The sequence below is a fragment of the Cognataquiflexum rubidum genome (assembly GCF_022538115.1).
Lineage (GTDB): Bacteria > Bacteroidota > Bacteroidia > Cytophagales > Cyclobacteriaceae > Cognataquiflexum > Cognataquiflexum rubidum.
In genome coordinates, this window is the sequence record NZ_JAKZAL010000016.1 from 26,874 (window position 1) to 39,195 (window position 12,322).

Sequence of the window (12,322 nt, forward strand, 5' to 3'; positions counted from 1 at the left end):
TTATCATTCCTGATAACGATCAGTAAGATAAAAATACAACATGATTCCGTATCCCGATAGCTATCGGGACGGTAGAGCAAAATAAATGATTCCGTAGCTCAGCTGGTAGAGCAATACACTTTTAATGTATGGGTCCTGGGTTCGAATCCCAGCGGGATCACTGAGAAATCAAAGGATTTTTCAAAACAGATTGAATAAGTTCGGGGTGTAGCGTAGCCCGGTATCGCGCCACATTTGGGATGTGGAGGTCGTAGGTTCGAATCCTGCCACCCCGACAAGTTTACCGGTCCTGTAGCTCAATTGGATAGAGCAACTGCCTTCTAAGCAGTAGGTTTCAGGTTCGATTCCTGACAGGATCACAGAAAAACTTATAGAGCATCTCTCCATAGGGATGCTCAATTTATTACATAGGGTTTCTAATTGTCGGTTTTGCTTCCCGACAAAAAACAAATGATTCCGTATCCCGATAGCTATCGAGATGGTAGAGCAAGACAAATGATTCCGTAGCTCAGCTGGTAGAGCAATACACTTTTAATGTATGGGTCCTGGGTTCGAATCCCAGCGGGATCACAAAAGCCTCCTCAATCAGGAGGTTTTTTGGTTTTTAGGCCTAAGACTTTTTCTTCCCAATTTAAAAAATCAAATAATGTCAGGTTTTTTAGGTTATTTGGATCTAAAAAATTTAATTCGGTTTAAATTTCTGTAACTCTATCTACCTTCCTGAGTAAACTCCTTTGATGTAGAGCTGAACTTACTCCTTAACCTGCCCAAATTATGTCTAGAACCATTACCCAAAAAAGAAAACTTAAAGTAGCTATTATCCTGACGGTATTGATTATCATGATTTTTGGTAAGAACATTCTTGAAAGGAGAAATTTCAATGAACTTGGAAATTCATTTGTGACTTTTTATGAAGACAGGTTGGTGGTGGAGAGTTATATATTTTCGATATCAGAAAAGTTGTTCAGAATAAAGCTTCTGGTAAACCACTGTCAATTTGAAAGCGACTATAGCCATGTTGTGGAGGAGATCAGTACCTATGAGACTGATATTTTGAATCTTGTCAAAGAATTTGAAGATACCAAATTGACGATTGCGGAAGCTGGATTTTTGACTGACTTCAAAAAGATTATTCAGGAAAATCTGAGGATTGCTGATTACCAATCTCTGTATTCCGCTGAAACAGGGATAAATGGAGATAAGGTAAAAGAATACAATTCCTATATTGAAAAAGCGATTTTGGATTTGGAAAGGCTTTCCCTGATCCAAATCGAAGAGGGAAAAAAATTGGCCACTAACGCAGAAAAAGTTGTCAATAGATCAAAAATTTGGGCTCAATTTGAAGTGGCTGCATTGGTGATACTTATTGTGATCATTTACTTGTTGATATACACCTCAAGATCCATCAAATCTAATTTTGTAGAATAATTATATGTTTATAAGCAAAGATGCCACGAGATTGGATAAATATATTAAATCTCGTCTGCAGACCGAAATGCCCGGTACTTCGGTCTTCCGTCCAGCTAGAAGAAAAACAAAGGGTTACTGGCAAAGAAGCGGATAACCATAACAAATTATAAAGGCCTGCATCAAATGTGCAGGCCTTTTTTTTTAGAATACCAATGATTTCATGAATGCGGCATTTTTTTCAGCCGCTTCCATTGGGTTGGTTCCATCAAACCTTTCTTGCTCCACGATAAAATATTTCATTCCGTTATCCATACCGGCTCTCAGGATGGTAGGGAAATCCATGATACCTGTGCCGATAATCGTAGAACCGTTTGGCTCCGAAAACTCCAAATCACCGGATTTGTCCTTCACGTGACCTAGCGTAAACCTATTGGGGTACTTTTTGATGTATTCAATCGGATCTTTGCCTGCGGTATAAACCCAATAAGTATCCATTTCAAAATCTACCAAGGCAGGATCGGTATTGTTCAACATATAATCATGCGGGATCTGACCATCCACGTCTATAAAAGTATAACCGTGGTTATGGTAGGCAAACCTGATCCCATGCTTTTTACAGATTTCACCATGTTTGTTGAAATCATCTGTGATCCGCTTAAAATCATCCATAGATTTCTGAGGTCCCACCCAAGGATTGATTAGGTATTTCATTCCAATAGCTGCCGCCTCTTCTGCCTGTTTATCTAAGTTTTCATAAGTATCGGTGTGAGACGCAAAGAAATCTAGACCCAAGTCCTCTGTCAGGCTTTTGAATTCGGTATTTTTCATGCCCCAAAAAATCCCTTTTCCTCCATCAAATCCTTCGATCTGGGTATAACCAAATCCGGCCACTGCCTTTATTGTCGCCACAGGGTCTTCTGCCATGTTTTCTTTTACAGAATAAAGTTGGAGTCCGAAATTGTCCAATATCCCTGTAGAAGCGCTTATAACTGCTTCTGAAAGGGTATCACTTTCTTTTTTTGGTGCGCAAAATTGCAAAGGAATGAATGCTCCCATACCCATTGCTGTGCTAAGCTTGATAAATTTTCTTCTGTTTTTCATGCTGGGGTTTGTTGAATTGAGAAGAGACTGTCCGCAGACAGTCTCTTTATTTTTATACTAGTTAAATGGCATAAGCTTTATCTCCCGGCTTATATTCAATACAAGGATCGTATTTTCCCGGGACTTCATAATACCTCAACTGTTGGGTAGCACCAACTTCAGAAGTAAAATATCCAAGTACGGTCAAATCCTGAAGCATTTTGACTACACCTGCATTTTTATCTTCAGCATCTGCAGTTGCTTTTGCTTTCAGTTCGTTGAGGTAGGCAGTGCGTTCTTCCAAAGTAGCATCCATGAAATCACTTCCTTTGCTTGTTTTGAAATCCTTCCTGATGAAATTCAAACCATCTACAAAAGCTGTCTGCTGCTCGGCATTGTAGGTGTCTTTCACCATCATTACCATAAACTCACCTATACCGGCAGCTTTTGCACCCGGGGTGTCGGTGGTTGGGATGATTGCTTCACCGATTTCGTCCAAAAATGCAATGTCCTTTGGAGAAAACTCCAAGCCTACGATTTGGTCTTCCGGGGCACAGCCGGTAAGGATCACATTGGCACCGACCATTGTTCCTCCCATCATCAAAATGACGCTTTTCAAGGCGTCTCTTCTATTCATTGCCATGATTCAATTCTTTAAAGATTATAAATTTCCTTTCTTCAGTTCACTGACCGCAAAATCCACTGCTCTTGCTGTCAAAGCCATATAGGTCAAAGATGGATTTTGAGCAGCTGCGGAAGTCATACATGCCCCATCTGTGACAAACACATTTTTTGCATCCCACACTTGGTTGTTCCCGTTCAGAACAGAGGTCTTTGGATCTCTTCCCATTCTTGCTGTGCCCATTTCATGGATTCCCTGACCGAAAGTGTAGCCCGAATCAAAAGTATTGACATTTTTCAATCCTGCAGCTTCCAACATTTCGGCAGCATCATTCATCATGTCAACCCTCATTTTCTTCTCGTTGTCCTTTATTTCGGCATCCATTTCCAAAATTGAAATGCCCCATTTATCTACTTTGTCTTTGCTGAGTTTGATGGTGTTTTCATGATACGGAAGAATTTCCCCAAATGCGGTGATTCCCATACTCCATGGTCCCGGTTCGCTCAAGGCTTCTTTCATAGGAGCTCCAAAGTTCATCTCCGCTACATTCCTGCTCCATCCTGACCTTGAAGCGCCGCCCTGATAGCCAAAACCTCTCAAGTAGTCCCTCTTGTCTCCATCAATATTCCTGAACCTCGGGATATAAACCCCATTTGGTCTTCTTCCAAAGTAATATTTGTCTTCATATCCTTCCGCAATTCCATTTGCGCCCAATCTGAAATGGTGATCCATCACATTATGGCCCAACTCTCCCGAACTGCTACCCAAGCCTTCCGGCCAAATATCTGTCGCGGATCTCATCAGGATAGAAGTCGAATTGAAGGCAGATGCACAGAGGAAAACGATCTTGGCATTGAATTCATATGTCTGATTGGTCTCGCCATCAATGATTTCAACTCCGGTGGCTTTTTTGCTGTCTTTGTCATAAATCAATTTGGTGACAATGGACCAAGGTCTCAAAGTTAAGTTCCCGGTTTTGATTGCAGCAGGCATGGTGGAAGCTTGGGTACTGAAATATCCTCCAAAAGGACATCCTAAGGAGCACTTATTCCTAAACTGACATTGCGATCTTCCTTCCAATGGTTGGGTGAGGTTCGCAACTCTTCCGATAGTGACGAGTCTTTTACCGTCAAAAGCTTTTTTTACCCTTTCTGCCACATCTTTCTCCACGCAGTTGAGTGGCATGGGAGGCTGAAAATCACCGTCAGGAAGTTGTGCCAGTCCGTCTTTGTTTCCGGAAATTCCGGCAAATTTCTCTACATAAGAATACCAAGGTGCCAAGTCTTTGTATCTGATGGGCCAATCCACAGCAATGCCTTCTTTGAGGTTGGCTTCAAAATCTAAATCTCCGAGTCTATAGCTTTGTCTTCCCCAAAGCAAAGACCTTCCTCCGACCTGATATCCCCTGAACCAGGTGAATGGTTTGGTCTCGATATAAGGTGACTCGGATTCGTGTGCCCACCAGTCAAGATTGAGCTCATTGAGCACATAATCTCTCTTCAAATTGGGATGCGCATCGATCATCTCGGTGGTTCTCCTGCCTCTGTGTGGTACTTCCCAAGGGGCTAGTGTGGCTGTTTTGTAATCGGTTTTGTGTACTACATTTGGTCCTCTTTCGAGCATGAGGACTTTAAGCCCTTTTTCTGTCAACTCTTTCGCGGCCCATCCTCCGCTGATTCCGGAGCCGACCACGATAGCGTCATACGAATTGTCTGCCATAATAATTATTAATTGAGTTTACTTATAAATCACAAATTTTGATTGCTTCGGCAAGTGAAGCCATTTTGTCTGCCTTCTTTGGTACAAATTCCTGACAGAAATATCCTTTGTATCCTGTTTCCAGTATAGCTTTTACAATCGGAGGATAATAGATTTCCTGGGTCTCGTCTATTTCATTCCTTCCGGGATTGCCTGCCGTATGGTAATGTCCGAAGTATTGGTGGTCTCTTTTGATCGTCCTGATGATGTCACCCTCCATGATCTGCATGTGGTAGATGTCGTATAGCAGTTTGAGGTTTGGTGAATCAACCATTTTGCAGAGCTCTATGCCCCAAGCGCTTTTGTCACACATGTAATCAGCATGGTCTACTTTGCTGTTGAGCAGCTCCATGATGATCATGACATTGTGTTTTTCGGCAGTAGCCATGATTTTTTTGAGACCTTCAGCAGAATTCTTCAACCCAGTCGCATCATCCATACCGTTTCTGTTGCCACTGAAAGCAATCAAATTTTTGTATCCGGCCTTTGCAACCAGTGGAATCACCTCCTCATAGCCTTTGATCAATTGTTCATGGTTTTTAGGGTCATTCCAACCTTTGACTATTCCCATATCCGCACCGTTGCATAAGGAGCAAACCACCCCGTGTTTTTGGAGAATGTGCCAGTTGTTTGGGCCTATCAAGTCAATGGCATTGAATCCGATTTTTTTGATTCCAATGCATAGCTCTTCGATTGTCATCGGATTAAAGGGCCAATGACACACAGCATGGTTTACATTGCCTTTCAGTTGATACGGAAGGCTTTCAGCATGGGTGGTGCTGACGAGAGGAAGTCCGGTGGCGGCCACTGTTCCCACAAGCATTTTTTTTAGACTGTTTCTTCGGCTGAGTTGGGTCATGATGCAATAGGTTTTATTTCGGGTTTTTTGTTCATTGTTTCATTTTTAAAGAAGATCAGGAAAATCAGTACCACTAATATAGCAATACCCGATGGAATCATCCAGATGGACTTCCAATCATGTGTACCATCGGCATTCAAATATAAATCAGTGACTTGTCCGGCGACAGCAAATCCTATCAACATTCCCAAACCGTAGGTTGCCAGGGTGATAAGTCCCTGTGCTGAAGATTGGAATTTCTCTCCGGCCTTCGAATCGGTGTAGATCTGTCCGGAGACAAAGAAGAAATCATAACAGATGCCATGAAGGGCTATTCCAATAATTAATAAGTAAAGTCCGTCCCCCGCGTCTCCCAACGAGAACAAGGCATACCTTACTACCCAAGCTAGCATTCCGACCATCATGGTCATTTTAAATCCAAATCTTTTGAAGAAAAAAGGAAGCAAAAGAAGGAAGAAAGCTTCTGAGACCTGTCCGATAGTCATCTTTCCCGTAGGGTCAGAAACGCCGATTTCGGCTAAGAACGGATTTGCATTTTGAAAATAGAAAGCCAGAGGAATGCAGATCAGGATAGAAGATAAAAAGAAGATAGCGTAGTTTTTGTCCTTCAATAATTTCAAGGCGTCCAGTCCGATCAAGTCTCCTATTTTGACTTTTTCGCTTTTATTGGCCCTTGGAGGGGTTTTTGGAAGAGTGAAAGAAAATAAGCCAAGAACCAAAGAGGATATAGAGGCCATCAGAAAAGTGTTTTTGAGAAAGCCATTGGACATATTCCCGGCTTCATCCCATAAAAAAACATAGCTGATCGAAAGCCCTGCAGCGATCCAACCGATTGTTCCCCAAACCCTGATCGGGGAAAATTCTTTTTCGGGATCTTTCATCTGTCTAAAAGAAACAGAATTGACCAAAGCCAAAGTAGGCATGTAAAGAACCATGTATCCGAATATGAACGGATAAAACAATTCAAAACTAGTGGCCTGATAGCACAGGTATAGCAACACAGCGCCGATCAGATGGAGGACCCCCAGGATTTTTTCTGCATTGAAATACCGGTCTGCAATCAATCCGATGATAAATGGAGCGATAATGGCCCCAAATGACTGTGTGGAAAAGGCGGCGGCTATTTGGGTGTAGCTTGCACCAAGATTGGTAACCAAAAAAGTACCCATGGTTACATACCAGGAACCCCAAACGAAAAATTCCAAGAACATCATGAAAGAAAGTTGGGCTCTGGTTCCGGAATGCATAAGGTCGTGGTTGATTGGTTAAAATCGGAGATAACGAAGCGGTAAAGTATCAATTTTATGTTTAAAATTCAGGGATTTTGCCTTAATTTTAGTTTTTCCGAAAGTCCGAATGAAATAAGTCAATAAGCGGTTCAAAACTTTACCACTCATAACATCTTACTGCAATTGGTCATTTATTTCATTTCGTGTTTAAGTGAAAACAAATCATAAATTATCTTACAAGAAATTTAATCCAAAATATTAAACCCTGAAAACCAATAATCCAATATAATATGGCAGCACAGAAAAAACTCAAAATGGGAATGGTCGGCGGCGGTCCAGGTGCATTTATCGGTGCGATCCACCGGAGTGCGGCGCTGATGGACGGTTTGATAGAAATCACGGCGGGCTCATTTAGCAGCAATCCTGAAAAAACCAGGCAGGCAGGCGAAGAACTCATGCTCGACCCATCCCGGGTTTATTCATCCTATGACGAAATGATCCAAAAGGAACTGGCTTTGCCTGAATCCGAAAGGATAGACATCATCAGCATCGTCACTCCCAACAATGTGCACTTTGATCCTACAAAGAAAGCTTTGGAGGCAGGATTCCATGTTGTCCTTGACAAGCCAATGACTTTGACCTATGACCAAGCCAAAGAACTTTATAAAATCATAAAGAAAAGTGACAAGCTTTTTTGCCTGACACATACTTACACCGGATATCCTATGATCAAACAAATGAAGCAAATGATTGCTGAAGGAGTAATCGGGGAAGTCAGGAAAGTATATGTGGAATATCCTCAGGGATGGTTGCACAAGCTGTTGGAATATGAAAACAAACAGGCGGAATGGAGAACAGATCCGGCCAGAAATGGGAAAGCCGGTTGCTTTGGCGATATCGGTACCCATGCATTCAACCTTGCTGAATATGTCTCCGGGATCAGAGTAGCAAAAATCTGTGCAGACCTTGATATCAAAGTAGCAGGACGCCCTATCGATGACGATGGAGCAGTTTTGATGCGATTTGAAAACAACGCCTCAGGAATTCTTACAGCATCCCAAATAGACGCCGGATGTGAAAATAACCTCAAAATCCGTGTTTATGGAGAAAAAGGTGGGTTGGAATGGATGCAGGAAGATAATAATACCCTGAGACTAAGATGGTCTGACAGGCCGGATGAAATATACCGTGCAGGAAACGGCTATTTAGGTTCCATGGCCAATGAAAATACCAGAACTCCTGCGGGTCATCCGGAAGGATATATTGAAGCTTTTGCCAATATTTACAGAAACTTCGCAAGGTGCATTTATGCATTGAGAAAAGGGGAGGAACCCAAAGCCGAATGGTGGGACTTTCCCGGTGCAGAAGATGGAATCCGCGGCATGGCCTTTATCGAAAATGTCTTGGCAAGCTCGGCTTCCGATCAGAAATGGACACCGTTTACTGTCGAATATTAAAAGTAGAAGCGAGAGATTAGAAGCGAGAAGCGAGAGACAAGAAAAAAGTACTATGTACTAAGTATCAAGTACCAAGTTCTGAATTCTTTTAAAGTATTGGACAAACCTTAACCAACTTTAAAACCTTCTAATCTTTTAACATTTAAACCATTTCAATTTTCCAATTTTGAAATTTTCCAATCTTAAAATCAAAAAAATAAACCTATGAAAACCATAAAAGGACCTGCAGTTTTTTTGGCACAGTTTGCCGATGACAAAGCACCGTTCAACAGCCTGAAAAGTATTTGTGAGTGGATGTCAGCAGCCGGATACAAAGGTGTACAGATTCCATCTTGGGATGGAAGATTGATCGACCTCCAAAAAGCCGCCGAAAGCAAAACCTACGCCGATGAAATCAAAGGCATCGTCAATGCCACAGGCATGCAAATCACCGAACTTTCAACCCACCTTCAGGGTCAGTTGGTGGCGACCCATCCTGCTTACAACGAGCTTTTCGATGGCTTTGCTCCTGCAAACCTTGCCGGAAATCTCAAAGCAAAATCTGAATGGGCTACCCAACAGCTGAAATTCGCTGCCAAAGCCTCAGCCAATCTAGGACTTAACGCCCATGCTACTTTCTCAGGCGCATTGATGTGGCAGACTGTATATCCTTGGCCACAGCGTCCGGCAGGTTTGGTCGATACAGGATTCACAGAATTGGCAAAAAGATGGATGCCCATCTTGGATGCTTTTGAAGAAAATGGCGTCGATGTCTGCTATGAACTCCATCCCGGAGAAGATTTGCATGACGGTATTACTTTCGAGATGTTTTTGGAGAAAGTGAACAACCACAAGCGCGCAAACATCCTGTATGACCCAAGTCATTTTGTATTGCAGTGTCTTGACTACCTTCAATTCATTGATTTCTATCACGAAAGAATCAAGATGTTCCATGTCAAAGACGCGGAATTCAATCCAACAGGCAAGCAGGGTGTCTATGGCGGATACCAAGGATGGGTGCAGCGTGCCGGAAGATTCCGCTCCTTGGGAGATGGTCAAGTAGATTTTAGTGGTATCTTTAGCAAACTTTCGCAGTACGACTACTCAGGTTGGGCTGTACTCGAATGGGAGTGTGCCATCAAACATCCCGAGCAGGGAGCACTTGAAGGAGCTCCATTTATTGCAGACCATATCATCAGAGTTACAGAAAAAGCTTTTGATGATTTTGCTGCAGCCGGAGCTGATGAGGCTTTCAACAAAAAAATCCTAGGAATTTAAATTACCGTTAACCAATATTTTATGAAACTGATTAAATCATTGACACTTGGCTTGATAGCCGCATCCGCATTGACTTACTCCTGTGGAGGAGGTTCTACTTCCGAAACGGCCACCACGGAGACTGCGGTCACCACTCCTCCGCCTGCTGCGGCTCCCGTAAGTTTGGAGGATAAATACAAAGACGACCCGATCTTCATCGCAGGTCAGGCAAAGACCAAAGAAGCGGCATGTACTGCTTGCCATATGGTGGAAAGAAAGGTCGTAGGGCCATCTTATGCTGATGTGGCTGCTAAATATGAAAACACACCTGAAAACATTGCTTTGCTTACAAAGCACGTTATCGAAGGCCACGTAGGCACTTGGGGCGAAGTTCCAATGACTGCCCATCCTCATCTCGATCCTGCAGATGTAGAAGCTATGGTGAAATATGTTCTCCTTTTGAAGAGATAAGAATGAAAAAGCAAGCATTTATATTTCTGATTTCAGCTTCCATGGCATTTGCCTGTGGGGGAAACCAAGAGGCAACCGAGGAAACTGAGGTTGCAGAGGTAGCTGAAACTGTTGCTCCTGAATCTGAATGGATCAGCCTATTTGATGGAACTTCATTTAACGGATGGTCCAAATATGGTGGGGGAGAAGTCGGCAAAGCCTGGAAAGTTCAGGATGGCGCCATTTACCTTGATGCCACCAACAAAGCCGGCTGGCAAACAGGTGACGGTGGTGACATCGTGACCAATGAGGAGTTTGACAACTACCACTTACAAGTGGAGTGGAAAATAGCTCCAAACGGAAACAGCGGCATTATCTTCTTTGTGCATGAAGCACCCGAATACACCTATCCTTGGAATACCGGCATGGAAATGCAGGTTCTAGACAATAATGGACATCCTGATGCCAAGATCGTCAGCCACCGTGCAGGTGATTTGTATGACCTGATCGTCAGCAGTGAAGAGACGGTCAAGCCTGTTGGAGAATGGAATCTTGCTGAGATCATCGCCAAAGACGGTAACCTTGAACTTCACCTTAACGGTGTCATGATCGTGTCTACCACACTTTGGACTCCTGAATGGGAAGCTTTGATCGCCAAAAGCAAATTCAAAGACATGCCTGGATTCGGTACTTTCAAGAAAGGTAAGATCGCACTTCAAGACCATGGTGATGAAGTTTGGTTTAAAAACATCAGAATCAAGAAGCTGTAGATTTCTACAAAATTCATTGAAAAAAAAGAAACCCGGGCCAAGGCTCGGGTTTTGTTGTTTATTGGGGAAAGCAATTTATTTTCCAGGAAGCCTAAAAACCAAACCTCCATCAAATCCAAATTGGTACATAGTTGAATAAGTTGCAATCCCTGCACCTGCACCACCTGTACCAAAAAATAATCCACCCCCCACTGATTGAACAGCTGAGAATAAAGATGCCTGAATTCTGATAGCTACATTGTCAGCTACCCAGAAGTTGGATCCTCCTCTGATATTCCAAGCAAATTTTGTTGAGTTATTGGTATTTCCGTTGCCCGGATTTCTCACGTTAAAAATTCCCATACCCAAACCTCCTCCAACAAAAGGTTCGACAGTTTCATTGAGCGGAATGTAATTGGTGAAATTCAACATGATCCAGTTAATTCCCAATTCAAAATTTGAAGCATTAAGCCCACCCCCGCCTATATTCGGATCCCGGTAGGTCGTCGGAGCAGTGGTGTCTTGCCTTTTATATTGAAGTTCGATGGCACGGTTGCCGGGAATGGCATATTCCAATCCCAGACCCCATCTGAATCCATCTTGGATTTGCCCTTGGGCATAGGAATTTGCAGAATAATAATTATCAAAACTGTCCGGGAAAACATAACCCGCATAGGTATTGACACGAAGTCCCTGAGCAAATCCAAATCCACTCAATACCATCAATACGATAAGAATAATTGATTTTTTCATTTTAATAGGGTTTATAAAGTTGTTCTCTTATTGATTAAATCAAAAACTTTGGAAGCGTCATTTTATGTCCTACTTCATTTAATTTTTTAGTACGTTTCTCTATTTATAAAACTACGTTTTCCATCCTTGGCAGGTAATGATGTTTATCTCTTGGAAACATGGTCACTATCAGGATATAATTCTGAAATATTTTTTTCTTCAAAATATGAATGGGTCAACAACATATAGGATTGGATGATGGATTAATAAACCATATTACTCCTTCTTTTTTCCGGTAAATGTTCCCTCAGCCATTGTTCCCAATTTCACTTTACCCTTCATTTCATTTCCGGTCACTGTACCGTCATATTCGATGATTTCTCCACTTATGCTGAATTCAAGGTGAATGGTATTGCCTTTGAGTGTTCCTTTTACTTCGGAATCTCCCAACTGACCGGTATAGGTTCCCTTCAGGTTGGTGGCGTCCACGTGGTCAAGCACAAATGTCGGCGAACCGCTCCCCATATTTGTCTCAACATTCATAATCCACTTTCCTTTTACATTTATGGCGGTTTGTGCCAATAGAAAATCGGTTTTTACTACAAAGAATAAGATGAGAATAAAGGCTAATTTTTTCATTTCGATTGATTTGAGTGAAAGTCGAATTTAAGAAAATTCTGATATTTTTTTATTTCACTTTTTATGCTCTTTGGGTAAGTTTCTGATTCCTGCCTTTGGTT

At 42.3% G+C, this 12,322-nt stretch carries 12 protein-coding genes and 4 tRNA genes; 9 read left to right on the plus strand and 7 right to left on the minus strand.

Annotated elements, in window-relative coordinates; all coding sequences use genetic code 11:
- The first annotated feature begins 87 nt into the window (after positions 1–87).
- The 5 genes from MMU05_RS16355 to MMU05_RS16375 all read left to right on the plus strand — a co-directional run bounded on the left by MMU05_RS16355 (position 88) and on the right by MMU05_RS16375 (position 1,428).
- Positions 88–160: transfer RNA gene (locus MMU05_RS16355), tRNA-Lys, on the plus strand.
- 41 nt (positions 161–201) lie between these two features.
- A tRNA-Pro gene (locus MMU05_RS16360) sits at positions 202–275 on the plus strand.
- Positions 276–285: 10 nt separating this feature from the next.
- Positions 286–359: transfer RNA gene (locus tag MMU05_RS16365), tRNA-Arg, on the plus strand.
- A gap of 138 nt (positions 360–497) precedes the next feature.
- Positions 498–570 (plus strand) — tRNA-Lys (locus MMU05_RS16370).
- Between the two features lie 204 nt (positions 571–774).
- Positions 775–1,428 carry an MCP four helix bundle domain-containing protein gene (locus MMU05_RS16375; RefSeq protein WP_241142756.1) on the plus strand — a complete coding sequence of 218 codons (654 nt, stop codon included), beginning with the start codon at positions 775–777 and terminating at the stop codon, positions 1,426–1,428.
- A gap of 183 nt (positions 1,429–1,611) precedes the next feature.
- Here the strand turns inward: MMU05_RS16375 and MMU05_RS16380 are convergent, their stop codons facing one another.
- The 5 genes from MMU05_RS16380 to MMU05_RS16400 all read right to left on the minus strand — a co-directional run bounded on the left by MMU05_RS16380 (position 1,612) and on the right by MMU05_RS16400 (position 6,976).
- Positions 1,612–2,511 carry a sugar phosphate isomerase/epimerase family protein gene (locus MMU05_RS16380; protein WP_241142757.1) on the minus strand — a complete coding sequence of 300 codons (900 nt, stop codon included), beginning with the start codon at positions 2,509–2,511 and terminating at the stop codon, positions 1,612–1,614.
- Positions 2,512–2,572: 61 nt separating this feature from the next.
- On the minus strand, positions 2,573–3,133 hold the full coding sequence (locus MMU05_RS16385; protein ID WP_241142758.1) for a gluconate 2-dehydrogenase subunit 3 family protein: 561 nt from the start codon (positions 3,131–3,133) through the stop codon (positions 2,573–2,575).
- 18 nt (positions 3,134–3,151) lie between these two features.
- A complete protein-coding gene (locus MMU05_RS16390) occupies positions 3,152–4,831 on the minus strand; it encodes a GMC oxidoreductase (protein ID WP_241142759.1) in 1,680 nt (559 codons plus the stop codon).
- 22 nt (positions 4,832–4,853) lie between these two features.
- Entirely contained in the window at positions 4,854–5,729 is an 876-nt protein-coding gene (locus MMU05_RS16395; protein ID WP_241142760.1) for a hydroxypyruvate isomerase family protein, read from the minus strand.
- Positions 5,726–6,976 carry a nucleoside permease gene (locus tag MMU05_RS16400; RefSeq protein WP_241142761.1) on the minus strand — a complete coding sequence of 417 codons (1,251 nt, stop codon included), beginning with the start codon at positions 6,974–6,976 and terminating at the stop codon, positions 5,726–5,728. Before MMU05_RS16400 ends, MMU05_RS16395 begins: the two co-directional genes overlap by 4 nt.
- Before the next feature lie 272 nt (positions 6,977–7,248).
- Between MMU05_RS16400 and MMU05_RS16405 the strand changes: the two genes are divergently transcribed.
- The 4 genes from MMU05_RS16405 (at position 7,249) to MMU05_RS16420 (ending at position 10,871) form a co-directional block, all read left to right on the plus strand.
- Entirely contained in the window at positions 7,249–8,415 is a 1,167-nt protein-coding gene (locus MMU05_RS16405) for a Gfo/Idh/MocA family protein (protein WP_241142762.1), read from the plus strand.
- Between the two features lie 204 nt (positions 8,416–8,619).
- Positions 8,620–9,672, plus strand: a complete 1,053-nt coding sequence (locus MMU05_RS16410) for a sugar phosphate isomerase/epimerase family protein (RefSeq protein WP_241142763.1) — start codon at positions 8,620–8,622, stop codon at positions 9,670–9,672.
- A 21-nt stretch (positions 9,673–9,693) separates the two neighbouring features.
- The gene (locus MMU05_RS16415) at positions 9,694–10,122 is read left to right on the plus strand and encodes a c-type cytochrome (protein ID WP_241142764.1); all 429 of its coding nucleotides are present in this window, start codon (positions 9,694–9,696) and stop codon (positions 10,120–10,122) included.
- A 2-nt stretch (positions 10,123–10,124) separates the two neighbouring features.
- The gene (locus MMU05_RS16420) at positions 10,125–10,871 is read left to right on the plus strand and encodes a 3-keto-disaccharide hydrolase (RefSeq protein ID WP_241142765.1); all 747 of its coding nucleotides are present in this window, start codon (positions 10,125–10,127) and stop codon (positions 10,869–10,871) included.
- Between the two features lie 75 nt (positions 10,872–10,946).
- Here MMU05_RS16420 and MMU05_RS16425 read toward each other — a convergent pair whose 3' ends face one another.
- Both MMU05_RS16425 and MMU05_RS16430 read right to left on the minus strand, forming a co-directional pair.
- Positions 10,947–11,603, minus strand: a complete 657-nt coding sequence (locus tag MMU05_RS16425) for a porin family protein (RefSeq protein ID WP_241142766.1) — start codon at positions 11,601–11,603, stop codon at positions 10,947–10,949.
- A 255-nt stretch (positions 11,604–11,858) separates the two neighbouring features.
- Positions 11,859–12,221 (minus strand): hypothetical protein, encoded by a 363-nt coding sequence (locus MMU05_RS16430; protein ID WP_241142767.1) that lies wholly within the window; start codon positions 12,219–12,221, stop codon positions 11,859–11,861.
- Between the last annotated feature and the right edge of the window lie 101 nt (positions 12,222–12,322).